This is a genomic window from Acinetobacter sp. AS167 (assembly GCF_037152175.1).
In the GTDB taxonomy this organism is placed as follows: Bacteria; Pseudomonadota; Gammaproteobacteria; order Pseudomonadales; family Moraxellaceae; genus Acinetobacter.
The window spans coordinates 1-26,198 of record NZ_JBBCMP010000009.1; the positions used below are offsets into that span (position 1 = coordinate 1).

30 protein-coding genes are annotated in these 26,198 nt (G+C 39.3%); 11 read left to right on the forward strand and 19 right to left on the reverse strand.

Features of this window, described 5'->3' with window-relative positions:
* Window positions 1-520 precede the first annotated feature (520 nt).
* On the reverse strand, window positions 521-1,135 hold the full coding sequence (locus WFN33_RS14415; RefSeq protein WP_336953742.1) for a TetR/AcrR family transcriptional regulator: 615 nt from the start codon (window positions 1,133-1,135) through the stop codon (window positions 521-523).
* A gap of 86 nt (window positions 1,136-1,221) precedes the next feature.
* Between WFN33_RS14415 and WFN33_RS14420 the strand changes: the two genes are divergently transcribed.
* On the forward strand, window positions 1,222-2,430 hold the full coding sequence (locus WFN33_RS14420) for an oxygenase MpaB family protein (protein WP_336953743.1): 1,209 nt from the start codon (window positions 1,222-1,224) through the stop codon (window positions 2,428-2,430).
* A 116-nt stretch (window positions 2,431-2,546) separates the two neighbouring features.
* Here WFN33_RS14420 and WFN33_RS14425 read toward each other — a convergent pair whose 3' ends face one another.
* The 4 genes from WFN33_RS14425 to def all read right to left on the reverse strand — a co-directional run bounded on the left by WFN33_RS14425 (window position 2,547) and on the right by def (window position 6,081).
* Window positions 2,547-2,789, reverse strand: coding sequence for a hypothetical protein (locus tag WFN33_RS14425; RefSeq protein ID WP_056518382.1), 243 nt, complete (start codon window positions 2,787-2,789; stop codon window positions 2,547-2,549).
* A 42-nt stretch (window positions 2,790-2,831) separates the two neighbouring features.
* Window positions 2,832-4,904, reverse strand: coding sequence for a TonB-dependent copper receptor (locus WFN33_RS14430; protein ID WP_336953744.1), 2,073 nt, complete (start codon window positions 4,902-4,904; stop codon window positions 2,832-2,834).
* A gap of 70 nt (window positions 4,905-4,974) precedes the next feature.
* A complete protein-coding gene (locus tag WFN33_RS14435) occupies window positions 4,975-5,481 on the reverse strand; it encodes a DUF2946 family protein (RefSeq protein WP_390883735.1) in 507 nt (168 codons plus the stop codon).
* Between the two features lie 69 nt (window positions 5,482-5,550).
* On the reverse strand, window positions 5,551-6,081 hold the full coding sequence (gene def / locus WFN33_RS14440) for a peptide deformylase (RefSeq protein ID WP_004723400.1): 531 nt from the start codon (window positions 6,079-6,081) through the stop codon (window positions 5,551-5,553).
* A gap of 123 nt (window positions 6,082-6,204) precedes the next feature.
* Here def and WFN33_RS14445 point away from each other — a divergent pair, with 123 nt between their 5' ends.
* Genes WFN33_RS14445 through WFN33_RS14455 form a run of 3 tightly spaced genes read left to right on the forward strand, consistent with a single transcriptional unit; the run spans window position 6,205 to window position 9,123 of the window.
* Window positions 6,205-7,356 carry a LysM peptidoglycan-binding domain-containing protein gene (locus WFN33_RS14445; protein ID WP_336953745.1) on the forward strand — a complete coding sequence of 384 codons (1,152 nt, stop codon included), beginning with the start codon at window positions 6,205-6,207 and terminating at the stop codon, window positions 7,354-7,356.
* A 23-nt stretch (window positions 7,357-7,379) separates the two neighbouring features.
* Entirely contained in the window at window positions 7,380-8,507 is a 1,128-nt protein-coding gene (gene dprA, locus WFN33_RS14450) for a DNA-processing protein DprA (RefSeq protein WP_336953746.1), read from the forward strand.
* A gap of 46 nt (window positions 8,508-8,553) precedes the next feature.
* Window positions 8,554-9,123 (forward strand): L-threonylcarbamoyladenylate synthase, encoded by a 570-nt coding sequence (locus WFN33_RS14455; RefSeq protein ID WP_336953747.1) that lies wholly within the window; start codon window positions 8,554-8,556, stop codon window positions 9,121-9,123.
* A gap of 423 nt (window positions 9,124-9,546) precedes the next feature.
* Here the strand turns inward: WFN33_RS14455 and WFN33_RS14460 are convergent, their stop codons facing one another.
* Window positions 9,547-10,440, reverse strand: a complete 894-nt coding sequence (locus WFN33_RS14460) for a DMT family transporter (protein WP_336953857.1) — start codon at window positions 10,438-10,440, stop codon at window positions 9,547-9,549.
* A gap of 141 nt (window positions 10,441-10,581) precedes the next feature.
* Window positions 10,582-11,226, reverse strand: coding sequence for a TetR/AcrR family transcriptional regulator (locus tag WFN33_RS14465; RefSeq protein ID WP_336953748.1), 645 nt, complete (start codon window positions 11,224-11,226; stop codon window positions 10,582-10,584).
* 149 nt (window positions 11,227-11,375) lie between these two features.
* Between WFN33_RS14465 and WFN33_RS14470 the strand changes: the two genes are divergently transcribed.
* The 5 genes from WFN33_RS14470 (at window position 11,376) to WFN33_RS14490 (ending at window position 15,682) form a co-directional block, all read left to right on the forward strand.
* Entirely contained in the window at window positions 11,376-12,614 is a 1,239-nt protein-coding gene (locus WFN33_RS14470) for an MFS transporter (protein WP_336953858.1), read from the forward strand.
* Between the two features lie 12 nt (window positions 12,615-12,626).
* A complete protein-coding gene (locus WFN33_RS14475) occupies window positions 12,627-13,373 on the forward strand; it encodes an AraC family transcriptional regulator (protein WP_336953749.1) in 747 nt (248 codons plus the stop codon).
* Window positions 13,374-13,561: 188 nt separating this feature from the next.
* A complete protein-coding gene (locus WFN33_RS14480) occupies window positions 13,562-14,086 on the forward strand; it encodes a hypothetical protein (RefSeq protein ID WP_336953750.1) in 525 nt (174 codons plus the stop codon).
* Window positions 14,087-14,239: 153 nt separating this feature from the next.
* The gene (locus WFN33_RS14485) at window positions 14,240-14,785 is read left to right on the forward strand and encodes a glutathione peroxidase (protein WP_004723411.1); all 546 of its coding nucleotides are present in this window, start codon (window positions 14,240-14,242) and stop codon (window positions 14,783-14,785) included.
* A 282-nt stretch (window positions 14,786-15,067) separates the two neighbouring features.
* The gene (locus WFN33_RS14490; RefSeq protein WP_336953751.1) at window positions 15,068-15,682 is read left to right on the forward strand and encodes a hypothetical protein; all 615 of its coding nucleotides are present in this window, start codon (window positions 15,068-15,070) and stop codon (window positions 15,680-15,682) included.
* Window positions 15,683-15,703: 21 nt separating this feature from the next.
* On the opposite strand, the gene WFN33_RS14495 is transcribed toward WFN33_RS14490, so the two are convergent.
* Window positions 15,704-16,168, reverse strand: a complete 465-nt coding sequence (locus WFN33_RS14495; protein WP_336953752.1) for a hypothetical protein — start codon at window positions 16,166-16,168, stop codon at window positions 15,704-15,706.
* Between the two features lie 95 nt (window positions 16,169-16,263).
* Between WFN33_RS14495 and WFN33_RS14500 the strand changes: the two genes are divergently transcribed.
* A complete protein-coding gene (locus WFN33_RS14500; protein WP_336953753.1) occupies window positions 16,264-16,707 on the forward strand; it encodes an ATP-binding protein in 444 nt (147 codons plus the stop codon).
* 5 nt (window positions 16,708-16,712) lie between these two features.
* Here the strand turns inward: WFN33_RS14500 and WFN33_RS14505 are convergent, their stop codons facing one another.
* Window positions 16,713-17,012, reverse strand: a complete 300-nt coding sequence (locus WFN33_RS14505; RefSeq protein ID WP_336953754.1) for a hypothetical protein — start codon at window positions 17,010-17,012, stop codon at window positions 16,713-16,715.
* Window positions 17,013-17,108: 96 nt separating this feature from the next.
* Between WFN33_RS14505 and WFN33_RS14510 the strand changes: the two genes are divergently transcribed.
* Entirely contained in the window at window positions 17,109-17,882 is a 774-nt protein-coding gene (locus WFN33_RS14510; protein WP_336953755.1) for a tRNA(His) guanylyltransferase Thg1 family protein, read from the forward strand.
* Window positions 17,883-17,981: 99 nt separating this feature from the next.
* Here WFN33_RS14510 and WFN33_RS14515 read toward each other — a convergent pair whose 3' ends face one another.
* The 10 genes from WFN33_RS14515 to WFN33_RS14560 all read right to left on the reverse strand — a co-directional run bounded on the left by WFN33_RS14515 (window position 17,982) and on the right by WFN33_RS14560 (window position 26,191).
* Window positions 17,982-18,401: a F0F1 ATP synthase subunit epsilon gene (locus WFN33_RS14515; RefSeq protein WP_056518359.1), complete on the reverse strand. Its 420-nt coding sequence runs from the start codon at window positions 18,399-18,401 to the stop codon at window positions 17,982-17,984.
* Between the two features lie 27 nt (window positions 18,402-18,428).
* On the reverse strand, window positions 18,429-19,823 hold the full coding sequence (gene atpD, locus WFN33_RS14520; RefSeq protein ID WP_004723420.1) for a F0F1 ATP synthase subunit beta: 1,395 nt from the start codon (window positions 19,821-19,823) through the stop codon (window positions 18,429-18,431).
* 26 nt (window positions 19,824-19,849) lie between these two features.
* Window positions 19,850-20,719: a F0F1 ATP synthase subunit gamma gene (gene atpG / locus WFN33_RS14525; RefSeq protein WP_004723421.1), complete on the reverse strand. Its 870-nt coding sequence runs from the start codon at window positions 20,717-20,719 to the stop codon at window positions 19,850-19,852.
* Between the two features lie 88 nt (window positions 20,720-20,807).
* A complete protein-coding gene (atpA, locus tag WFN33_RS14530) occupies window positions 20,808-22,352 on the reverse strand; it encodes a F0F1 ATP synthase subunit alpha (protein WP_004723422.1) in 1,545 nt (514 codons plus the stop codon).
* Between the two features lie 60 nt (window positions 22,353-22,412).
* Entirely contained in the window at window positions 22,413-22,949 is a 537-nt protein-coding gene (locus tag WFN33_RS14535) for a F0F1 ATP synthase subunit delta (RefSeq protein WP_004823704.1), read from the reverse strand.
* 11 nt (window positions 22,950-22,960) lie between these two features.
* Window positions 22,961-23,431, reverse strand: coding sequence for a F0F1 ATP synthase subunit B (locus tag WFN33_RS14540; protein ID WP_004723424.1), 471 nt, complete (start codon window positions 23,429-23,431; stop codon window positions 22,961-22,963).
* Window positions 23,432-23,470: 39 nt separating this feature from the next.
* A complete protein-coding gene (atpE, locus tag WFN33_RS14545) occupies window positions 23,471-23,716 on the reverse strand; it encodes a F0F1 ATP synthase subunit C (protein ID WP_000424060.1) in 246 nt (81 codons plus the stop codon).
* An 83-nt stretch (window positions 23,717-23,799) separates the two neighbouring features.
* Entirely contained in the window at window positions 23,800-24,675 is an 876-nt protein-coding gene (gene atpB / locus WFN33_RS14550) for a F0F1 ATP synthase subunit A (RefSeq protein ID WP_336953756.1), read from the reverse strand.
* 103 nt (window positions 24,676-24,778) lie between these two features.
* Complete coding sequence (locus WFN33_RS14555; RefSeq protein WP_004723429.1) at window positions 24,779-25,177, reverse strand: ATP synthase subunit I; 399 nt, start codon at window positions 25,175-25,177, stop codon at window positions 24,779-24,781.
* Window positions 25,178-25,348: 171 nt separating this feature from the next.
* Window positions 25,349-26,191 (reverse strand): metal ABC transporter solute-binding protein, Zn/Mn family, encoded by an 843-nt coding sequence (locus tag WFN33_RS14560; protein ID WP_336953757.1) that lies wholly within the window; start codon window positions 26,189-26,191, stop codon window positions 25,349-25,351.
* Window positions 26,192-26,198: the final 7 nt, after the last annotated feature.

The following is a 26,198-nucleotide window of genomic DNA, read 5'->3' on the forward strand; positions in this document are numbered from 1 at the left end:
AAGTTTTATTTAACATCACCGCCGATGGATGTGCATTCTACAGCATTCCATTCCCAACACAACCCCTTTTTTTAATTATTTTTCATTTTTTCTATCACTTGCTTATTTATTCCTCTAAAACAGCACTTTTTCTTTAAAAATCTGCTTTTTTGCATAAAAACACAGCAATAAAAAAACCAATACCCCCATCATATATTCGCTAAAACAAGTAAAACGGCCTCTTGTATGCCCCTAGCATTGTTATAAATACAATTTAATAGAGATACGGCGATTAAAATCTATATAAGGAAATAGATCAGTTTTATTATTAAATAGAAGCATCCAACAATTCCCGATAAATAGATCAATGTTCTGCCCCAACTCAAACAATTAGACTCGCTAAAACCAACACTATAAAACTCACTCTATAAAACCAACTCTATAAAATGGGTTCTATAAAACCAAGCTTTAGTCGTATTTGGATGTATGTCTATATAGATCAAGTACAATCTATGGATCCTTACCACCATTAAAGACTATCTTAAAGCGGATTAGGGCTGGCGCCTTGCTCTAAATAAGCCAGAATCATCAAAGTTAATTCTTTTTTGAGCTGCTGTTCTGAAATTAGAAAATTATTATGACTGACATAACGCATCATTGTAAAAAGCGTACTATTGATAATCACAAAGGATTTATTTTTAAGTACTTCAAAACTCCAATGATTAAAAAAACGGCTAAATACATACAATCCCACTTCATAGAAATGCTTTTCTAGCACTTTTGCTGCTTCTGAATTGTTATAACCATGCCAATGTTTCAACACTTCAATAAAAAAACCACCATCAGCTTTCATCATGTCAAAACCGAATTGAATACTAAGTGGAATAATTTCTTCTAAGCTCAATCCTTCTTGGCTAATCGCAATGTGTTTCAGTGCAAGCCCCAACTGCTCACTTTTACGACTTAAAAGCTCCTGAATAATTTCTTCTTTGTTGCCAAAATACTGATAGATAGAACCAACACTGACACCTGATTTTTCTGAAATTTTGGGTGTGGTGACATTGATTAAGCCATATTCAGCAACACATAATTGAGTTGCTTCCAAGATACTATCTACGACATTTCGAGCACGTTGTTGTTGTGGTTGTTTTCTCATCTTGCGGTTTACTCCAAAATGCGAATTGAATGCGAATAATTATTCATATTAGAGTTTGACTAAACAATAATCAGGTCATGCTCAAAATGCAAACATTAATTAAGCCACAACGCCTTGCCTCATTTGAGACCATGGCACAAACAAATATGAAGTCTAAGCTTTTTTATTATTTTACAGACCAGCAGCTACAACCCAGTTATGACGAATATCTTTCACTCAATCGTGCCTTACAGACTGGTGATATCGCGATGGATAAAGTTATGGATTGGGTAATGACTAATCCAAGACAAAATAGAAAACTTTTTGAAACAGCCCTGTATCAAGGTTTGGATAAACTTCCCAATGATATCCCTGAATTAACTGATTTTTTTAAAATGGTTGAACAAGCGCCGACTTGGCTTGATCCAGCTAAAATTGAAACGGCAATCAAATTTACCCATCGCTTAGGGACAAATGGCACTTTTATTTTACGCGATGTGGCTTTAATGACGGGTTATCAATACCCAGGTTTTAATCAACCGTTAATTATGACGGGTGCTTTACATAAATATGCGGGGAAACGCTTAGCTGAAACCCACAAATGGTGGCTTGATGTCAATCAACAAGATAGTTTCTCTCGTTTTAATAATGGTTTTACTTCAACCATTTATGTGCGTTTTATTCATTCGCTGGTACGGCATCAACTCAATAAATCCAAAGACTGGGATAACGATATTTGGGGAGCACCGATCAATCAATATGATCAAGCCATGACCAATATCGCATTTAGTGCGGTGTTACTTCTCGGTGTCAGAGCCATTGGTATTTTTCCAAGCAAAATCGAATCAGAAGCCATCATGCATTTTTGGAAATATACAGGCTGGCTAATGGGAGTAGATGAAAAATGGCTAGTCAGCAAAGAGTCTGACGCATGGAAACTACTGCAATGGATGAATTATGCCCACCCCAAGGCCGATGAAAGTAGCAAAGCTTTAGCCATCAGCTTATCCAAAGAGCCTTTTGAACGACATTACAAACACTTCAATTCCTTTTTGCAAAAAAAGGCCTATCAAAATCATTTGGATATTACTCAGTTTTTTATTGGGCAACGTAAAATGAAAAACCTAGGACTCAAGCCACGTACTTTGGCTTGGTATCCGCTTTATTTAATTGCAAAAAACACCCTGCTCTACCGTGGTGCTAAACATATCGACAAACTGGATCAATATTTGCAACAGAATGGTCGTGCAGAACAAGAATATGCACTCAAACTTTATCAAAATGCGGGGAAACAGTTAGCGAGTATGCATCAGTAAGATCTATCCAGCAAACGCACTTTATCATCAAATAGAAACACTCGAAAAAACAAGGGGAAGCCAATTGGCCTCCCCTTGTTTCACATTACATGACTTCGCGTCACATTACCCATTCATCAATGAGAATGTGTTGCTTCAGAAGCCGAATGATCCATGTTTGGCATACTTTCATGACTCATCTTAGACATATCATGTTGCTGAGCTGCATTCTGTTTTTGGCTTGGCATATAGTCAGGCTCGTTGGTAATCGCCAAATAGAAGATTCCCATAAAAATACAGCTTAAAATAATTGCGATTATCAGCAATTTCCATCCCCAAAACGATTTTTCAGGTGACAACTTATTACTGTCATTACTCATAGAACATCCTCATATTTCTGTAAAAATTCAGTTTTAAATCAATTAAAATTTCATGCTAATACGAGCCCAATAATTACGCCCTGTATTATTAAATTGTTGAGTACCGACTTGACCATCCGCACCTACACCCAATTTGTTTAAATGCTCGGTATAGGTTTTATCTAAGACATTGTCGACACCAACAGCAAGATTTAGATCTTTTTGAATGTTATATGACGCATTCAATGCCAAGGTGGTAAAGCTTTTACTTTCACCAGTGTCGTAACCGACAATATTACCTTGATTTAAGCTAATACGATCTTGTTTCGCCACTGCACGCCATAATAAACCTAAAGAATATTTATCTTGAACATAACGTAAATTCAAACGACCTTCTAAAGGCGCAATTTGTGGCAATGGTTTATGTGTATCAGTATTTTCGCCCCATGCATACATTGCACTTAAATCCGCTTGAATCGCATCAGTAAATTGATAACCGATCCCCGCTTCAGCACCCGCGATAGTTGCATCGACATTTTTTGCCCCAGCACTGAATGAAGAACCGTGATCATGCCCACCCATTCCAGCTTTTGGATGATTATGATAACTCAATAAAATAAAGTCATTAATCAGCCCTGCATATGCTGATGTCCATACACTCAATGCATCATGTTGGTATTGATAACCGAGATCCAACTGTAAAGTTTTTTCAGTATTTAGATCATTAAACGTCGGTTTAGACATACCAGTATTACCATGTGCAGTACTGAATAGCTCCCAATAATCTGGAACCCGTTCCACATAACCTAAACCAATATAAGATTTGGCATTATGTTCAGGATATTGATTTTCTAAACGAATAAATGCACTTGGCAAAGTTTCTTTACGTTGATCATTCAGTTTTAATGCATCAATTTTAACTTGATCAATTCGTGCACCTGTCACCAATTTATAAGCATCATTGAATCGATAGGTCATTTCTCCGAAAGCACCATAAGATTGGAAGCGCATATCCTCTCTAAATGCAACATTCATGGATGGCATGGTGGGTGATGACATACTGCCACCATGTTTGTTCAGCTGAGAATCCACCCCAGTAATTAAACTGAGCTTATCCCATTCACTGGTCATGGCTAAACGACTATTTAAAGTACGGCGTGTCACCTGCATTGCCATTGGATTCGACACCATTTGATGTGTATTCATATCATGTGTCATTGGTGGAGTACGTAAACTAAAGTTATCCATAATATGGTCGTTATAACTATAGTCCACTTGCCCTTCGAGTTTTTTAATCACAGGGCTTAAATTCTTCTTTTCAACACGTAAGCCTAAGCTTTCACGTGCAAATTGAGAACCATCCATGGTTCGGCCTGCGTATTCAGCCTCACCATCGGCTTTACCACCTGTCAGTTCAACCCATGTATCTTCATCGGGTGTCCAGCCTAAGGCTAAATCAGTATTCCAACGTTCCCAAGAAGAAGGTACTTTGTTGCCATCACCATCCTCATAGCTGTTTGACTCAGAACGATTGGCATTGATACGCATATACTTTTTACTGTCACCTACAACAGCTTCAATATTGTGATCCAAACGTCCAAAAGAACCGGCTAAAACACTGGCTTGACCTTGATAATTTTTATCATCTGTTAAGGTTGGTTTTTGACGTTCAAAAATCACCGTGGCTGCTGAACCTGTATTGGCATATTGGACTGTCTGAGGCCCTTTTACCACCGAAATACGGTCAAAACTTTCAGGTTGAATATACGATGTAGGTGCATCCATGCGTGCAGGACATGCGCCTAGATTTTCGGTACCATCTGTTAAAATTTTAATCCGTGAACCAAACATGCCGCGGAATGTGACATCTCCATTGGTTCCACCGCTTTTAATCGAATTAAAGCCTGCAATACTTTGCAAATAATCAGCACCATCTGTGGCAGGTACAGGTTGAATCGGCTGTTTTGGATCAGCATGAATAATCAAACCATTGGCATCATTATTTAACTGTGCTGTAACCACGATTGGAGCAAGTTGAGCTGCATGTTCCTGATCGTGTGCAAACGTCGCTGTAGAATAACAAGCAACACAAACCGCAGCCGCTAAAGGCTGTAAAAAGAATTGAGGTTGAGCCATTTTCTTTCTCTTAAATCATAAATTAAACAAGGCTGGAGTCAATGAAGACCCTAAAAATTAAGTTTTTGATTTATGCGAAAAGTGGCGGGGCTCGCCCTTGAGGAAGTAAAAATAAACGTTGCAATACAAAATAGACATGTCGAAATGCTTTTTGAAATGCAACCAGTCGCACTTGAATACGATCTAATATTTCTTTGACTTCAAGTTCAGGAGGTAAAACCAGATTGCCATAGACTGTACAGTATTGGCACTGGTGACCCGCATCATGGTGATGTGAACTTGGTTGCTCTGGCACTGCATGCTCAGCATGGGCCAACAGATGGTCATGACTGGCAGCTTCATGTGCAGAAGATACAGATTGATGTTGATGATGAGTGCTATGTTGATGCTTTTCGTAGAAATGACTTTGTACTAAAGCTTGAGTAATAGTTTCACAGACCGGCGCAATTTGATATTGCTTCGGTAGCAAAGGCTGTAAAAATACAGCAATCTGTAAAAAAACTGCGGTAAAACCGAGCAGTAAACCTATTCTCAACAAAACATTCGTCTCAACATTTTTCGAGCCAGAGTATAACAAAGCCCAAACAAAATTGGGCTTTGTATTGCAGGAAAATTTTAAAAGTTTTTAAAATTCAACTGACTCAGATCAACGTTTTGCTGGAACTTTTTGCTTTTCACGCTGACGAACCACTTTTTCCACTTTTTCACGCGCACGTTGACGCTTTAAAGGGGATAAGTAATCCACAAATAATTTACCGTTTAAGTGATCCATTTCATGTTGAATACATACCGCCAATAGATCATCCGCTTCGACTTCAAAAGCTTGACCTTCAAGGTTAATTGCTTCAATTTTAACTCGTGACGGACGCTCAACTTTATCGTATATTTGAGGAACAGAAAGACAGCCTTCCTCATAAGATAAGGTTTCTTCTGTAAGCGGTGTTATTTTGGGGTTAATGAACACCATAGGTTGGTCTTTGTCTTCAGACAGATCCATTACGATAAGCTGAATATGCTGATCGACCTGTGTAGCAGCCAGACCAATACCTGGCGCTTCATACATGGTTTCAAACATGTCTGCTGCTAACTGGCGAATTTCATCAGTTACCACATCGACAGGTTTTGCAATGGTGCGTAAACGGGGATCAGGAAAACTTAAAATAGGTAATAAGGCCATACTGTACCCTCTGTTGCTATGCCATTGATCTTAAAACTAAATGAAGAATATGCTTCATTAAAAAAATGTGTGTAATATGCGTATTATAACGCATATAGAGACATAATTTTAGGAATTATGATAATGAAAAAGGTTTTAACTGGCATAACGAACTTTCATGCCAAGGGGTTCAAGAAACAATTACTTGCTGTGACACTATGTTTAAGTGCAGGATTCACTTACATGGAAACGACACACGCAAGTCCAAACACCAATCCACCTGCACTGAAATCCAGCGCACCCAATGTCTATGTGGTGAAACGTGGTGATACGTTATGGGATATTGCGGGGAAATTTTTAAGCAAGCCTTGGCGCTGGCCTGAAATCTGGGCAAGCAATAAGCATGTTAAAAATCCACATTGGATTTATCCTGGCGATAAATTATTGTTGTGTACTCTAGATGGTCGCCCACTGATTGGTGTAGATGAAGGTGATGGTTGTGATGGAATTATCCGTCGTCATCAAGGTGGGACATCTTTACGCCCTCAAATACGCGTTGAATCCTTAAATAATGCGATTTCAGTGATTCCATTATCAGATATTCAACCGTGGTTAGAACACAGTATTGTAGTCAATCCTGAATCTTTACAGAACATTCCTTATACCATCGGTGCTGCTGATAATCGTGTGATTACGGGTGCAGGACAAACCGTTTATGCGCGTGGAAATGGCTTAGTCGTGGGTCAACGTTATGGGATCTATCGTGAAGGCAAACCTTATACTTTCCTCAATGCTGAAGGAAAAAAGTTTAATGCGGGCATGGAATTAACTGAGGTTGCTTCTGCAACTGCGGCGGCTGGTGAAAATGATGTCACCACCCTTGAGTTAACCAAAAGTTATAATGCTGAAGTGCGTAAGGGCGATTATGTCCTGCCAAGCTATGATGCCGAATTACCAAGTTTGTTCTATCCAACCACCACCAATGAAGTCACCAGTGGCGGTAAAGTGGTTCGTGTACAAGGTTCAATTGGTACAGCAGCGCAATATAGTGTAGTCACCATTGACCGTGGGAGCTTACAAGGTGCTAAACCTGGACAGGTCTTTAGTATTTACCAACAAGGTGAAACAGTCCGTGACCCAAAAACCAAAGAGTCGGTGAAGCTACCAAGTCAAAAAATTGGTACACTGATGATCTTTAAGAGTTTTGATCACCTCAGCTATGCCTATATTTTGGAAAGTAATTTACCTATTAAAATGGGTGCTGAAATTAAACCGCCTGCAATTGCAGACAATTAAGTTTTTCATGATGTGATTTAAATATGTTGAAGCAAATATCCAATGACCAATATGATGCCATCAGACTTTGGTATTTGGTTCAACATTCGCTCAGCGCTTTTCGTAAATTAGAAACACATTTTGGTTCCATCGTAAAAGCACTGCAACCTGAAAATTTAAACCGCTGGTCTGAAGCTAAAATTCATAAAAACCATCTTGAAAGAGCCAAGGAATTTCTCACTGCGCTTGGGCAATCCAAATTTCAAGTTTGCTTCGATAAAATTCAACAGCATACTGATTTTATTCTTTTAGATACTGATCCTCATTACCCTCAACAACTTTTGCCTTATCATGATCATCCCCCTATTCTGTTTGGTAAAGGTTCATTCCAAAATCTAAGTCAACCACAAATCGCCATAGTAGGTAGTCGAAAGGCCAGTCCTCATGGAAAACAAGTGGCTTATGATTTTGCTTACTATCTGAGTGAAAAAGGCTTTTTTATTACCAGTGGTTTAGCGTTGGGAATAGATGAAGCTGCACACATGGGTGGACTAAAACATCATCGAACTATTGCTGTGATCGGTACAGGCTTAGATCTGGTTTATCCGAGCCAAAATAGACAGTTACAAGAGCAAATTTTGCAACATGCAGGAACAATCCTAACTGAATACTTACCAGAAACTCAGCCTATTCAACGAAACTTTCCTTATCGTAATCGAATCGTGAGTGGTTTAAGCTTAGGTGTTGTTGTCGCAGAAGCCCAACTCGGCAGTGGTTCACTGATTACGGCGCAAGCCGCCGCCGAACAAGGCAAAGTGATTTTTGCAATTCCTGGGCATATTTATGGAGAACATCATCAAGGATGTCATCAACTCATTCGTGAAGGTGCTATTCTGGTCGACCATCCAGAACAGATTGTTGAAGATCTAGCACTTCCAACCCAATGGCACTGCGCACAACAACCTGAATCCCAATCCCCAATGCCACAAATTCCTGAGCATTTATTTAACCTATATCAGTTGCTGGATTGGATTGGACAAGATTTAGATACCCTCGCTCAAAGTTCAAATTTAAAAATAGCACAACTCACAAGCGATCTCATGGAATTAGAACTTCTGGGTCACTGTATTCAACAATCTGGGCTGTACTTACGTTGCCGAGTCAGTTATTAAGGTTCACAATAGTAGTTTATTCTACGAAATGGCAAGGTAAACATAGATGATTACAACCTCAGTTGCTGAAGCTGCACAAATTCTTCAACAAGGTAAAGTCTTGGCTTATCCAACAGAGGCAGTATGGGGGTTAGGCTGTGATCCTTTCAATGAACAGGCTTTTTTAGAAATTTTAAGGCTTAAACAACGCCCTATAGAGAAAGGTGTCATTTTATTGGCAGGACAACTCTCACAAGTTGAGCATCTATTGACAGAAATTGACCCTATTATTCGTGAACAAATCATTCAATCATGGACACAACGCTCTAGAGCAGAACGTGCAACAACTTGGCTACTTCCAGCTGATGATAAAATTCCACAATGGATTAAAGGCAAGCATGCTCAGGTCGCAGTTCGTGTAACCAATCATCCTTTGTGTATTGCCTTATGTAATGCCTTTAATGGTTTTATTGTGTCGACCAGTGCAAATTCGGCAGGTTTGGAACCTGCAAGGTCTTTACAACAAGCCAGTCAATATTTTGGTTCTGAATTGAATTATTTAAATGGTGATCTTGGTTTAAGTGGCGAGCCAAGTAAAATAATCGATGCATGCACTGCACAAGTGATTCGCGCTTAAACACTTTAAAATATCACTCAATCATGAGTTTAAATATTGCCAATAAAAAAGCAAAAAAAAACTCAGCCACATATAGGGTTGGCTGAGTATAAAAAAGGATGCGTTAAACACATCCAGAGGGTATGAAAAATTCAGTGTAGAACAATTTAATTAAGAAATTCTTAATTCGCTACGATGAAAATATTATCCTATAATTTTTTTTTGAATACAAATATATTCTTCTGAGCAATATCTGTTCATTTTAGTGAATTGCAAATAACGTCAATTTCAATAATAAAACTAAGTGTTTAAATTTGTTTTATTATTTGCATTTTCAATAGATAAATCACTAATTAAAAAACAAATTTTGCTCAGATTTAATACTTAAAAAGCGTAAAAAATAAGTTTTTAAATGAACATTTTTCACTCAAAATACTTTGAATTTTAACTCAATAATGTACTTTTTTTGACACTAAGTGACTTTTTTTGTGCCAATGCTATTCCTACTAAAATAACAATACCACCAATCGTATGCGACATCGTCCAAGCCTCATGCAACCAAAAGTAGGCAATGATTGCAGTAAATACTGGCATTAAATTCATAAAAATGCTGGTTCGATTTGGACCTAGATATTGTACAGCCATCATCCACAATAAAGGTGCAACAAGAGAAGGTAATATACCTGCATATAAAACGCTGGCAACATTACCTTGGTTAATCGCATCAATCCCATAATAAACTACAAACGGTAAATGGTAGACTAAGGTCAATGCAATTTGCACATAGAGACTCAGCAGTAATGGGACTTTCAATTGCCATTTTTTTAGAAAGACTCCATAAAAAGCATAAAAGAACACGGCCAAGACCATGATCAAATCACCAGAGTGCCCTGCCAATTGAGTCAAGTTGCTAAAATCCCCTCGGCCAATCACATATAACAAACCGAGAAAGGACAAGATACTGCCGACTACAGCAAAGCGATTGGGAATTTCACGTAAAATAAGAATCGAAACAAAAATGGTAAATACCGGAATAAAGGCGTTGATAATGCCCATATTGGTTGCTGTGGTGTAATGCGCTGCACTATATGCTAAACCTTGATACAAAAACATACCAAAAGCACTCAGCACCACAAATTGCATAAAATGTTGTTTAACCAAATGACGTTGCTTCCACACTTGGGGCAACATAAATGGAGTCAAAATAATAAATGCCACTAACCAGCGATAAAAGCTAATACTGACAGGCGAAATATAATCCGAAACATAACGTGTCACTGCAATATTCATTGACCAAATCAATACTGCAATAATCGGTAAACTGATTGCCCACCACATGGGTTTTGAATTGCTATACATAATCTTGACTATCGAATAGGATCTGGAAATAATTATCGATGAAGTCGGAATAAATTTAAATATGGCATTTCAGACATCTATAGGGCTATTCAGACAAATGCTATTTTATTCGTTTTAAACTTAGAATAATTCCCAAGTTTTGATTGCCAAAATCACTACACTTTGTAACTGTTCAGTACTCACCCCATCACGGGCTTGCATGGTTAAACCTTGAATCACCGTTGAATAATAATCTGTCATCGCCTGAATATTGGCGTGGGGATTTAAATCACCTTCTTTGACACCCTGTTGCAAACGTTGATAAATATTTTCTTTGACTTGTTGTCTTTTCAGCAAGAGATCATGCTGAATGGGTGCATGTTCTTGTGAACAATTCATGGTTGCGGTAACCAACATACAACCCGTCGGTTTATTCTGTTGAACCAGTTTTTTAAGGTTTTCATACAAATAAATTTCAATGGCGATTTTTGCCGTTTTGGCTTGTTGAAAAATCACCTCCAAAGGGCATGCCTCATGCTTTAAGTAGTATTCTAAACAGGCATGAAACAACTGTGATTTATCACCAAAACTACTATAGATACTGGGCGCAGTAAGATTTAAGGCTTTGGTTAAGTCGCTCATCGATGTGGATTCATAGCCATATTCCCAGAACAACAACATAGCTTTTTGTAGCGCTTGTTGTTCATCAAAACATTTAGGACGACCACGCCCACGCTTAGGTGCTTGTTTTTCAGCGACTAAAGCATGTTTTTCAGAATCAGCCATAACTTTCACATATATTTTTATAACGAACACTATTAAATTAATTGACAACACAAAATTAATCAAATATTTTATTTTTATAACGATCGTTAATGAATTAAAAAACACCTCCATATACTTTCGCTTTACAGCAGGAATATATTTTCATGAATATGATGCAATCAGAAGTTTCAGAACCACAGTCGTCTGAGATTCCCCCCAGTAGCCAAGGGAGCTGGTTGGCGCTATTAACCGTTGCAATTACCGCTTTTGCTTTGGTCACCAGCGAGTTTCTCCCGATTGGGGTACTCAACAATATTTCCAGTGATTTACAAGTATCTGTTGGTACAGCAGGTTTGATGATCACCCTCCCAGGAATTATGGCCGCCATAGCAGCACCACTACTTCCCGTTCTAGTCAAAAATTTAGATCGGCGTTACTTACTTCTAGCACTGTCTGCAACGATGGTGTTTGCCAATGCCATCACTGCAATTGCATCAACTTTTGAGATTTTGCTGCTGAGCCGTTTTATTCTTGGATTTGCGATTGGTGGATTCTGGGCGACTGCAATTGCCTTAAGTGGTCGTTTAGCGCCAACCCATTTACCTATTGCTAAAGCAACAGCAACAGTCATGGCTGGTGTGACTTTAGCTACTGTTCTTGGTGTACCGATTGGGACATGGTTAAGTGACGCATATGGCTGGCGAACATCATTTGGAATTACTTCCGCCATCGGCTTCGTTGTTTTACTGTTGGGAATTAAATTTATCCCGAGCTTAAAACCTGAATCCGCCATTCATTTTAAAGACTTACCCGCATTGCTAAGAATCAGTAAAGCCAGACAAGGTTTGATTATTATTTTGTTGATTGGTTTAGCTCATTTTTCATCATATAGCTATCTAACCCCATTCTTTAAAAATTCAGCAGGCTTTGACAGCGCTACCATCAGTTCTCTACTGTTATTATTTGGTATCGCAGGTATCTTTGGTAATGCTTTTGCTGGCTATAGCGGTAATTTGAATGTGCGTTATACCTTTGCATTCGTTGCCATCTGTTTTGCGGTTGTATTCTTTGGCTTTCCTTTATTTGCCATACATACATCAGGCGCATTTGTTCTTACAGCGCTTTGGGGTTTTGCATTTGGCGCATTTCCAACCACTGCCAATATTTGGATGTTTTTACATGCCCCACAAGCTGTAGAAAAAGGCATGCCGTTATTTGTCGGTTTCTTCCAAGTTATGATTGCAACAGGTGCATTAATCGGTGGCTATGTTGTTGACCATTTTAATGCCAACATTTTATTGTATAGTGTATTGAGTTTTATTCTTTTGGCCTTTATTTCAATCTTCACGCTGAGTCGTGGATTAAATAATCCCAAAGCTGAAAACAATGCCATCCAATGTGAGAGTTAAGTCTTTTCAACTATGTATTCAGCGCTGATTTCTGTAGAAGAATTTTTCTACCAAAAGCATGATGTGGTTACACCCCATTCAAATTTGTGGGGTGATTTTAATTTGAGTCTAAATGGGACTCTAGAACTCAACGTCGCAGAACAAACCTATCTATCTCCTCCAAGTTATGGTTTATGGATTCCACCGCAAACCGAACATTGTTGTACTGCTGTGGATGATCAACTGACGCATTATATCTGTATCCGTATTCATCCCCGGCTTTGTCAAAGTTTGTCCCAAAGCACGAAGACTTTAAGTATTCGCCCTTTTTTACGCCATACTATTGAAGAGGTTTTAGAACAGCAGAAACAAGGGATTCCATCCTCTCCCTATTATCAACACTTATTAGAACTGTTGCTGGATCAAATCCAAAATAGTGTGTGTTATGAGCATTATTTACCGCAGACCAACCATCCAACACTCAAGCCCATTCTTGAGCATTTGTCAGATACAACACGCTTTCCCCAAAGCCTTCAGGAAATTCTCGATACTTTCCAAATTACTGAACGGCACGCTCTTAGACTTAGCCAAGAGCACCTTAAACTTTCGCTGTCTGAATGGCGTAATCGCGCCAAGATTATTTATGCAATTTCATTGATCCAACAAGGCATCTCAATTAAAAAAATTAGCTTAGATCTCGGCTATCAACACACGTCCAGCTTCATTGAGTTTTTTAAACGTTATACCCATCAAACCCCAGCACAAATGCGAAATCTTTAAGATTAGGACATTTTTCAAACAATCTATTTCCACTTTATTGATAAGTTTATATACAAAAATACTATGGAAAATTGCCTTAAAATTGTGCATTTTGCATCTTATGCTCTAGATTAAGCATATAACTTTTTGAATTTGTATATATTACCGTCAAATTCATAAGAATTTTAAATAATGAAGGGTTCGAATAAATGAAAAAATTACTACTAGCTACACTATGTGCTTCAGCGTTTGCTTTAACTGCATGTGATAAAAAACCAGCTGATTCAGCTTCAGGAACTGAGAGCAAACCTGCTGCAGCTGCGGTTTCCTTAAGTACCAACAATACTGCTGATATCAAAAGCGATTTAACTGCACTTCAAACAATGTCTACAGCGAAAGCTAAAGAAGCTTTGAACTTCCAAACAGAAGTGATGCAAGCTGCACAAAAGGGTGATAAAGATGCACTGAAAGGTGTTGTCGATAAAATGAAAACTTATGTGGACGGTTTCAACAAAGATCTTGATGGTTTAGCACTTAAAAGTACTGAAGTTGCAGCTGTACGTGACAAAATGAAAGAGTCAAATAACCTAGGCGTTGAAATGTCTGAAGCTGGTTTAGCGACTTCACCAGATCCACAAAAAATCATGGAACTACAAAAGAAAGGTACTGAGTTACAACAAAGTCTGTTAACTGAAATGCAAGCACTTCAAGCCAAAGCAAACGCTGCACCATAATCGATTAAATTTGATACATTTTTTAAAAGCAGATCGTATGATCTGCTTTTTTATTACACTTATATACAAATGTAACTTGCTGAGATCTTGGAATATCGCTAAAACATTAGACATATTTCTAATCACTGTCTTTTGATTTTTAAGGATACCCCTATGAGCAATTCCGTTTATGACATCCCAGTCAATACCATCAAAGGTGAAGCGACGACCTTGAATCAATATCAAGGTAAAGTTCTTTTAATCGTTAACGTTGCATCTAAATGTGGCCTTACTCCACAATATGAAGGTTTAGAAAAACTATATACTGAAAAGAAAGATCAAGGTTTAGAAATCCTCGGCTTTCCTGCAAATAACTTTCTTGCACAAGAGCCAGGAACAAATGATGAAATCGAGCAATTTTGCTCTTTAACGTACAATGTCGACTTCCCACTTTTTGCTAAAATTTCAGTTGCAGGTGATGATAAGCATCCACTTTATGACAGCTTAATTCATGCAATCCCTGAGCGTATTGGTGAAGGCCCTTGGTGGAAAGACTTAGTCGATTATGGCCTAACACCAAACCCAAAACCTGAAGTCCTTTGGAACTTTGAAAAATTCTTAATCGGTAAAAATGGCGAAATCGTGGCACGTTTTGCACCAGATATCACTGCTGATGATCCACGAATTACATCTGCGATTGAAGCTGAATTAGCAAAATAGATCGAGCATTAAAAGCACTATGCTTTAAATAAATTTATATGTTTTGCAGTTTTGATCGAAAATTTTATATTTTCGATCAAAACTGCCTCTAGCTTTATTCACAATTTTTAAATTTCAACAACCTTCAATGGCGTGCTAAAAATGCACTCTTTTTTTGCTTTTGTTTGAGTAAAAATGAATCTCTAAAGTTACAGACTGTATGCCCTTTGCAACAATCCTCAATCTCTACACTTTTGCAAATTATAGTTAATTCTTAACAGATTAAATTACTTTTGGACAACGATGAAAAAGCTTTTACAAGGTGCGGCTTTGCCTTTTGTTATTTTTATTTCAGGCATGTTACTGCTAGGCTGCAATCAAGTAGCTGAACAATCACGGCAACAAGATGACGCTCAAGCGATTGAATCTGCGCAAATAAGTGAAAATACATCCGACTCAAACAATAATAATCAATCAATAGCAAAAACTACTGAAGATTTAAAACAAGGCAATATGTTTTATATCGCACGTGATGTTGCCAACGTACAGCTGAAAACTGGTGATTATGTTGAAAAATTACAGCAAAGCCAAGCTAACTTACAACAAGCGATACAATCGCAAAATCAAGCTGAGCTGCAACAATCTGTCAAAACATTGACTCGTGAACTACAAGGCTTTAACACAGCATTGATTTCATTAGATTTAAAAAGCCAAGAGATTGATGGTATCCGCCAACAAGTGCTACAGGCCAATAAGCAAGTGCTTAACTCAGCACTGTTAAACGGTGATTTAGACATTTCAAAAGTTGATTTTAAGAAAATCGAACAACAAATGAATACCATCCAATTAGATATGCTTAAACTTGCAGGTATGATAATCCCTAGATCAAATACAGAACAAGCCTCTGAGCAGAGTTAATTAGATTTGAACAGACTAGTCTTAGCTTGGCTTTGCGACATTACATGATGGGTCTAGTCCTAGCGCGCGTTTAGCATCTAACTTAAAACGAGCTTGAGCAGACTTATAACTTGTGGGCAAAAATAGCGTTAAACGGGTTTTATTCTTTCCAATCGATTCCACCAAGGTCTTTGATAAATACGCCCCACCCTCTGTACGGGTAAACAAGGTTCCCATTTCTAAATCTCTTTCTAGTCGATTATCCGTAAATACAAAATCTTTTTCGCCAGTAAACGCAACACATTGCCCATAGGCCATTTTCAAATTTTTAAATGCCACAACATAATCGATATCTAATTCGGTTTCTAAACCATTTCCCACTGAATTTGCCACCAAACTTGCTTCAGTGGGTGCATTAGGTTTAGTGACAAATTGACTTTGACATGCTGAAACAGCACTCAGTAGAAGTACAGAAAATAAATACTGACATTGAACTAATTTTTTCATTTTAAGTTTATTGGTTTTCTACAACAATGAATGGATTGTAGCAAAGTTCATGAACATGATTTAATAGCCGATTAACCGTATTTTTGTAGTGTTTCATGCAACTGATTTTATTCACAGGCGTACAAGCTTCGGGTAAATCTACTTTTTATCAACAGTATTTTTACCATACACATCTACGTATCAATCTCGATATGCTAAAAACACGCCATCGCGAAAAGATACTGTTTGAAGCAGCTATAGCCTCTAAAACCAAAATCTTGATAGATAACACCAACATAAGCAAAGCCGATCGAGCCCGTTATATTCAACTTGCCAAAACTGCTGGCTTCGAGGTCATTTCATATTATTTTGAAACGGATTTAGACAGTACTTTACAGCGTAATGCACAACGTGAGGGAAAAGCCAATATTGCTGAAAAAGGCGTTAAAGCCACCTTTTATAAATTAGAAGTCCCGAATCGTTCAGAAGGGTTTGATGCGCTGTTTAAAGTAAACATAATAGAAAATAATGGCTTTTCAATTACTGTCATAACTGAATAAAAAATTTAATCTTGAGCCAACCGCCATGTCTTAAATGCGGTTTGCATCTGTTGTTGTATTTCTCTAGGTACTTTCCGAGCTGCTAAATTGGAAAAATCTCCACGATAGGTTTCAGCCACAATTGAATTTGCCAAGTCTTCGATCACAATTCGACCTTTGTTGTGATACGCCAGAATTTCTACTTCGATTAAATAAATATCCCAACATGAAACAACAGAACTCATATCTACAGCAATACTGAGATAGTAGTCATCTTGCGTTTGATAAAGTTCCCAAAAGTGCGCTTGTTGTTCGATGAGGTGCATTGTCTTCTATATCTCCTTTTTTATTGTTTAGATTATGCTAAAACTAGTCAGTGATGAAATATAACTTTAGCATGAGAATAACGAAGAAGTTTAACCATGAGATTTGATGATCTAGATACACGATTACGTGTTTATGAAACAGCTTATGATTTCTGTGTACCGCCAGAACAATATATTGTTGTGCGTTTGGATGGACGTGGCTTTACCAAACTCACCAAAGATATTTGGAAATTTGAAGCGCCCTTTGACCTCCGTTTTAGGGACTTGATGGTCGAAACAACAGCTCACTTAATGCAATGTGGCTTTAATATTATTTATGGCTATACACAAAGCGATGAAATCTCCTTACTGTTTCATTTAAAAGATGATAGCTTTAATCGTAAAACACGAAAAATCATTTCTATTTTAGCCGCAGAAGCCAGTGCAAAGTTCAGTGTGTTACATGATGAGATGGCAACTTTTGATGCTCGAATTTGTATACTGCCCAATGCAAAAGCTGTTGAAGATTATTTTCGTTGGCGTCATGAAGATGCTCATCGCAACGCACTCAATGCACATTGCTATTGGATGTTGCGCAAGGAAGGAGAAAATATAAAAAATGCAACCGACCAAGTAAAAGGATTATCTCGCCAAGAGAAGCATGATTTACTCTTTAGCCGTGACATTAACTTCAATGAATTACCTGCATGGCAGAAGCGTGGTACAGGTTTATATTGGAAAGATATTGAAAAAATTGGTTTTAATCCAAAAACTAAACAGTCGACAGTATCAACTCGTCGACACATTTTTAAAGACTATGAATTAACTTTAGGTGAAGATTATAGTCAATTTATACAAACACAATTTTTATTGGATACTCCCCAAGGATAAGTTTCTAGCATGATGAGTTGTTAAAAATTTGAACCATCCATAAATTAATCGCATAAAAAAACCACCCTCGCGGGTGGTTTTTCAATCTTAAACTGCGTCTTATAGCGCGCGGTTTTTGATTTTGCGGATGGTTTCCAACTGAGCAGCAGTTTCTGCAAGAGCAGCCAAAGCAGCAGCAGAGTCCAAATCGCTTTTTTGATTTGCAAGCAATTGTTCAGCATTTTTACGTGCTTCAAGAATTGCAGCTTCATCTAAGTTGTCAGCACGAACTGCAGTATCTGCAAGCACAGTAACAACATGCGGTTGAACTTCTAGAACACCACCAGATACATAGATTAACTCTTCTGTACCGTTTTCAAGCAGAACGCGAATTGCGCCCGGCTTGAGTAAGGTGACTAACGGAGCGTGACCAGGCATGATACCCAATTCACCGCCAGCACCTTTTGCGATAAGCATTGTCACAGTGCCTGAGTACAAAGACTCATTAACACTTACAACATCACATTGCATAGTCGACATGTGAATCTCCTAAATTAGAGTTGCTAATTAAAGCTTCTCGGCTTTAGCGATCACTTCGTCAATACCACCAACCATATAGAACGCTTGTTCTGGGATGTGATCGTATTCACCAGCTAGAAGACCTTTAAAGCCACGAATTGTTTCTTTAAGTGGTACAAGTTTACCAGGAGCACCAGTAAACACTTCAGCTACGTGGAACGGTTGAGAGAAGAAACGTTGGATTTTACGCGCACGGTAAACAATCAACTTATCTTCTTCTGCTAACTCGTCCATACCCAAGATTGCGATGATGTCTTTAAGCTCTTTATAACGTTGCAATACGTTCTGTACAGAACGTGCAATTTCATAATGCTCAGCACCAACAACAAGTGGATCTAACTGACGTGAAGTAGAGTCAAGTGGATCGATCGCTGGGTAAATACCAGAAGATGCGATGTCACGGCTCAATACTACAGTTGCATCTAAGTGAGCAAATGTAGTTGCAGGCGATGGATCTGTTAAGTCATCGGCAGGTACATATACCGCTTGGATAGATGTAATCGAACCAGACTTAGTCGATGTAATACGTTCTTGAAGAACACCCATCTCTTCTGCAAGCGTCGGTTGGTAACCTACTGCAGATGGCATACGACCTAAAAGAGCAGATACTTCAGTACCAGCCAATGTGTAACGGTAAATGTTGTCAACGAACAACAATACGTCACGGCCTTTACCGTTTTCATCTTTCTCATCACGGAAGTATTCAGCCATGGTCAAACCAGTTAACGCTACGCGTAAACGGTTACCTGGTGGCTCATTCATCTGACCGTAGACCATTGCTACTTTGTCAAGAACGTTAGAATCTTTCATCTCGTGGTAAAAGTCATTACCTTCACGAGTACGCTCACCAACACCAGCAAACACAGATAAACCTGAGTGAGCTTTCGCGATGTTGTTGATCAATTCCATCATGTTTACAGTTTTACCAACACCGGCACCACCGAATAAACCAACTTTACCACCTTTAGCAAACGGGCAAAGTAAGTCAATGACTTTAATACCAGTTTCTAAAAGATCAGTAGAAGCAGCTTGTTCAGCATAAGAAGGTGCTTGACGGTGAATCGGCAAACGCGCTTCAGTCGCAACTGGACCAGCTTCGTCGATTGGGCGACCAAGAACGTCCATGATACGACCTAAACATGCAGTACCTACAGGTACAGAAATAGGTGCACCAGTATTAGATACGTTTAGACCACGTTTAAGACCTTCTGTAGATCCCATTGCGATGGTACGAACTACACCATCACCAAGTTGTTGCTGAACTTCTAAAGTAGTTTCAGTACCGTCAACTTGGAGAGCGTCATAGATCTTAGGAACGCTATTGCGTTCAAACTCGACGTCGATAACCGCGCCGATGATCTGAATGATACGACCGCTACTCATTGCTGTCTCCTCAATTCAAAATAATGTTAAACGGCAGCGGCACCACCAACGATCTCAGAAATTTCCTGAGTAATCGCGGCTTGACGCAGCTTGTTATAAATGAGTTGTAGGCTCTTGATAAGATCACCTGCGTTGTCAGTTGCAGCTTTCATTGCAACCATACGAGCAGACTGCTCACATGCGATGTTTTCAATCACACCTTGATAAACCATAGACTCAATGTAACGAACCAATAAACCATTTAAAAGCTCTTCAGCTTCTGGTTCATATAGATAATCCCAACCATATTGGCGGTTAAGATCCTCGTCCGTATCAGCCGCAGCTAAAGGAACAAGTTGTTCGATTTTTTGGTTTTGAGTCATGGCATTGACAAAGCCGTTTGACACAAGATAAATACGATCTAACTCGCCTTTATCAAATGCATCTAACATCACCTGTACAGAACCAGTTAACTGTTCAAGACTTGGAGCATCACCTACTTGCGTAGTTGCGCCAAGTACTTTACCGCCGTAGTTTTTAAAAAACGAAACCGCTTTTTGACCAATTAAAGCAAATTGAACTTCAATTGACTGCTCTTGTTGCTGTTGTACGTGTTTTACCACTTTTTTGAACAAATTAATGTTCAAACCACCAGCAAGACCACGATCTGAAGAAACAATGATATAGCCAACGCGTTTTACAGGGCGTTCAACCATATAGCGATGTTTGTATTCAGGATTCGCTTGGACCAAATGAGCAATTACACGGTGCATATTTTCGGCATACGGACGGCCCTGAGCCATGCGCTCTTGCGCACGACGCATCTTAGAAGCTGCTACCATTTGCATCGCGCGAGTAATCTTTTGCGTGCTCTTGATACTAGCTACTTTGGCGCGAATTTCTTTTAAATTTGCCATACGCTTAACCTAGTATTCGAAAGCCCTTTCGAGCTTCCGAAGGTTGATCCGTGAACCAAACCATAACTAACAACAACATACATTGAAATTAGTAAGTTTGAGTCGCTTTAAAGCTTTCAATACCTGCTTTGATTGCAGCTTCGATGTCTTTGTCGTAGTTACCAGTTTCATCGATGTTTTGCATTAACGCAGCATGTTCTGAACGGAAGTAAGAAATTAACGCAGTATCAAAGTCTACGATTTTCTTCACTTCAACGTCAGCCATGTAGCCTTCGTTAGATGCATAAATTGAAACAGCTTGGTCAGCAATTGAATATGGAGCATATTGTTTTTGCTTCATTAATTCAGTTACACGTTGACCATGCTCAAGTTGCTTACGAGTTGCTTCATCAAGGTCAGAAGCGAACTGAGCAAATGCTGCCAATTCACGGTATTGCGCCAAAGCAGTACGGATACCACCAGACAATTTTTTGATGATCTTCGTTTGAGCAGAACCACCAACACGCGATACAGAGATACCCGCGTTCACAGCAGGACGAATACCTGCGTTGAATAATGATGTTTCTAAGAAGATCTGACCATCAGTAATCGAAATTACGTTTGTCGGTACGAATGCAGATACGTCACCCGCTTGAGTTTCAATAATTGGCAATGCAGTTAATGAGCCAGTTTGGCCTTTAACTTCACCATTAGTGAATTTCTCAACATAGTCAGCAGATACACGAGAAGCACGTTCAAGTAGACGTGAATGAAGATAGAACACATCACCTGGATAAGCTTCACGACCTGGTGGACGACGAAGAAGCAATGAAATTTGACGGTAAGCAACAGCTTGTTTAGACAAGTCATCATAAATGATAAGTGCGTCTTCACCGCGGTCACGGAAGTACTCGCCCATTGTACAACCAGCATATGGAGCAAGATACTGCATTGCTGCAGGATCAGCTGCAGCAGCTGCTACAACAGTTGTGTACGCCATAGCGCCAGTTTCTTCAAGCTTACGTACTACGTTTGCAATTGTTGATTGTTTTTGACCAATCGCAACGTATACACACTTAATGCCTGATTGTTTTTGAGCAATGATCGCATCGATCGCCATCGCTGTTTTACCAGTTTGACGGTCACCGATGATCAACTCACGCTGACCACGACCAACAGGGATCATTGTATCTACTGATTTATAACCAGTTTGTACAGGTTGATCCACTGATTGACGCCAAATTACACCTGGTGCTACTTTTTCAACAGCATCAGTAAGTTTTGCATCAATAGGGCCTTTACCATCAATCGGGTTACCCAAAGCATCTACTACACGGCCTAAAAGTTCTGGACCAACCGGAACTTCTAATACACGACCTGTGCAACGAGCTTTTTGACCTTCTTGAAGGCTTAAGTAGTTACCTAAGACAACGGCACCCACTGAATCCTGTTCTAGGTTCAGTGCCATACCAAATAAGCCGCCGTCGAATTCGATCATTTCACCGTACATTGCATCAGCAAGGCCGTGAATACGCACAATACCGTCGGAAACCATAACAATGGTCCCTTCGTTCTTAGCGGTCGCGCTGGTGTCCAGATCGCCGATACGCTGTTTAATGAGCGCACTGATCTCGGATGGATTCAGTTGTTGCATTGCGCTATACCTCAATCTTTTTAAAGTTCAGTCTTCTTTAGACGTAGTTATTTTTAACAATTACGCTAGAAGACGAGTCCGCATTTTTTCAAGCTTGCTAAGCGCAGAATCATCTATCACTTGGTCGCCTGCACGAATAACAACACCAGCAATCAATGCTGGATTTACTTCAACTGTAACTTTCACAGCGCTGTTCAAGCGTTTTTCTAACGCATGAGCCAACTTCTGTTCTTGTACTGAATCCAATGGAAAAGCGGATTCAATCACAACATCTACAGTGTTGTTATTTTGCGATTTGAGTTGCTCAAATTCTGTGTCAATTTCAGGTAACAATGCCAAACGGCCATTGTCTGCAAGAAGTGTCAAAAAGTTTGACACAGCCGCAGTTTGTTCATTACCTAAAACTTTCGCAAAAAGATCAACCTGCTCAGCAGGTGTCAACTCAGGGCGATTTAAATAAGCGGAGAATGCTTCATCTTGCACCGCAGCACTGAGCAGTTGTAATGCATTTGACCAAGCGTCAGTTGCATTTTGCTCAGATGCATAAGCAAATGCTGCTTTAGCGTATGGGCGTGCCAACGTCAAGAATTCAGCCATATTCGCCTCTCTTAAAGTTTAGCAGCCAGCTGATTCAGCATGGCATTATGAGCTTCTGCGTCAACTTGTTGGTTCAGAATTTTCTCTGCACCAGCAACTGCAAGAGCAGCAACTTGTTGACGTAATTCTTCACGAGCAGAATTGATGTCTTGGTCAACAGCATCTTTCGCTTGTTGACGAATACGCTCACCTTCAGCAGATGCTTGAGTACGCGCTTCTTCGACCAATTGTGCCGCACGACGGTTCGCTTGTTCGATCAATTGAGCCGCTTGTGCTTTCGCCGCATCAATTTCTTGCTTAACTTGTGCTTGTGCATCAGCAAGATCAGCTTTCGCTTTCTCTGCAGCATTTAAGCCATCAGCGATTTTACGCTGACGCTCACTAATCGCATTGATTAGTGGTGGCCATACAAACTTCATGCAGAATGCGACAAATATCGCAAATGCAATCGCTTGGCCAAACAATGTGAGGTTGATATTCATTGCAAATTCCTCAAATAGTGAATTTCGGAATTAAGCTGATTAACCTACAAATGGATTAGCGAAGATGAAGAACAAGCCAATACCAACACCGATCATAGGCACAGCATCAAGAAGACCTGCGATTAAGAACATACGAGTTTGAAGTTGTGGAGCCAATTCTGGTTGACGAGCAACAGCTTCAAGGAAACGGCCGCCTAAAAGACCAAAACCAATCGCAGTACCTAAAGCACCAAAAGCGATCAAGATAGCAGATGCAATTGCAACTAGACCTAAAGTGAGTTCCATGATAATTCCTCAGAGGTTAGGTTTATACCAAATTAAAGTAAAAAAATTATACCTAACCACCGGATGACAGTTAGGCAATACCATTAATGTTTTTCGCTTGCCATGCTCAAGTATACGATTGTTAGCATCATGAAAATGAAGGCTTGCAATGTAATAACAAGAATGTGGAAGATAGCCCAAGGCACAGACAACGCCCACTGGATCCAGAAAGGTAACAACGCGATAAGAATGAAGATTAACTCACCCGCATACATGTTACCGAATAGTCGGAGTGCCAATGAAATTGGACGTGCAAGGAATGTTACTAATTCTAGAATTAAGTTCACTGGAATCAATAACGCTTTTGCAACTGGGTTACTTGGATTAAATGGGTTAAGTGCCAATTCACCAACGAAACCGCCGATGCCTTTTTCACGAATACTATAGAACAAGATCAGTGCAAATACAGACAAAGACATACCAAGGGTAATGTTAGGGTCTGTAGATGGAACAATCTTAAAGTAAACGTGGTGAGGATCCATACCAAATACGTTTGAACCAATAATTCCTGCAAGATGCGGAATGAAATCTACTGGAAGTAAATCCATCGCATTCATCAAGAAAATCCACACAAAAATTGTGAGGGCTAAAGGTGCAATTAAACGTGATTTACCATGAAACGTATCACGAACACTTGAGTCAACAAACTCGATAATCATTTCGATTGCAGACTGGAACTTGGTAGGAACACCAGAGTTTGCAGCTTTCGCTACACACCAGAATATCAAACAGAAAATCACACCAAGGCCAATTGACCAACCCATTGAATCCAAGTGAATAGCAGTGAACCCCATCTGTTGAGCTTCTGCACCACTTTCAGCCAATTTCCAAGTACCATCTGGCATTTTGCCATAGGTCATATTGGTCAAGTGATGCTTGATATACTCGGTCGAAGTCAGGGCATGTTCTTCAGCAGCCATAAATCACACCTGGTCAATGTCAAATAATAAATAGAGTTAACGAATATCGCGTGCTGCATGATATCTCGTTAATCCCCAAAAAAATTTTCAATTTCTGCTGCGCTTATACTCGTTTTTGTTGTCGTGCTACCCAAAAAGGAGCAATCCACGACATCGCTTGAACGAGAATAAAACCACAAAACAATGCCACCGGAGATAACGGTTTGACATTGCATAAAATTAAAATGAAACCAACGATCACAATTGCAAATTTGCCCATTAAGCCTCTATACATGTTCGAAAGAACTTGTTTTGAAGCACGTGCCCCTGCTGCTCGAAACGACTGCCAAGAAAAATAACAACTGGCAAGCCAACATATCAGTGCACCTAACGCTGCACTCAGAGCCGCAGTCGAGTCTTTCAAGACCCACGCTACCAAGGCTGAAACAGGAATCATAAACGCTTGCAAATAGACCAAAGCTTTTGCTAATCGTCGGTCAATCAAGCGACTAGTTTGGCTCATTTTTTATCCACTCACAGCATAAATGCTTGACAAGTTTAGCTGATGATCGTTTTTAATCGCAGGCATTATAGAGTTACACCCCTGAACATGCAATCTTTTCCCGACCTTAGTCGTGTTTTTTTCGATATACAGGTTGCTTTGCATATGAACAATTGTTGATTATTTTTTGCATCATTTCCGTGCATTAAGTACGCAAGCTTGTGTTTGTTGAGCCAAAGTCTGCCATGCAACCACAAAATCTTGTTGTTTAGCCAAAGTTTCGTCTACCGCTTGAAATGAAATTTCACCCAATTTTCGGTACTGACTCGGGCTTGCACTGCCTTCTGCAAGTAAACACATTTTTTTGTAAGGTCGCGTGTCATTTAAAAACTTAATTTGGGTTACAGTTGGTGCAACATGTGGATCATCTGTCATCGCCCCTGCAAATTTCAAGTTTAATGAACGCTCTAAATATTGGTAAGCATCATGATAAGCCCAATATGGACGTGCCGTACCCGCACTGATACTTTTCTGTGAGACTCGCAGCATTTCACTGGCAAACTTCTTAGCGTTATTCCAGTATGCTACTTTGTTTTCAGGATGTTGTTGTGAACGTAAGGCTGCAATAAAGAATCCAATACGTACGGCATTGTTAGGGTCTAACCAGACATGTGTATCAATGGTATCTTTAAGTGCAATACCTTTTGGACTTCTTAATGGAAGCGCTTGGATAATGCCTGAATTGAGTATTGAAATGGCCTTAGCATTTTCTCCCAACACCTTTTCCAAAGGCGCTTCATGTTCTTTTCCCAGCCAAATCACCAATGAAGCATCCATAATCGTTTTACGATTATCTGGTGTAAGTTGCACATCATGCCCTGTTTGATTTCTCAAAAGTAAAACTGGCTCTTCCACGCCTTCTGTTATTTCTTTTGCAATCAAATAAATAGGGTGAGTTGATACCACTAAAGGCGCTTGAGCCCAAGTAACACTAGTTAATAATGCACATAAGCAAAAGGCAATAATGCGATTCATGGAGTGT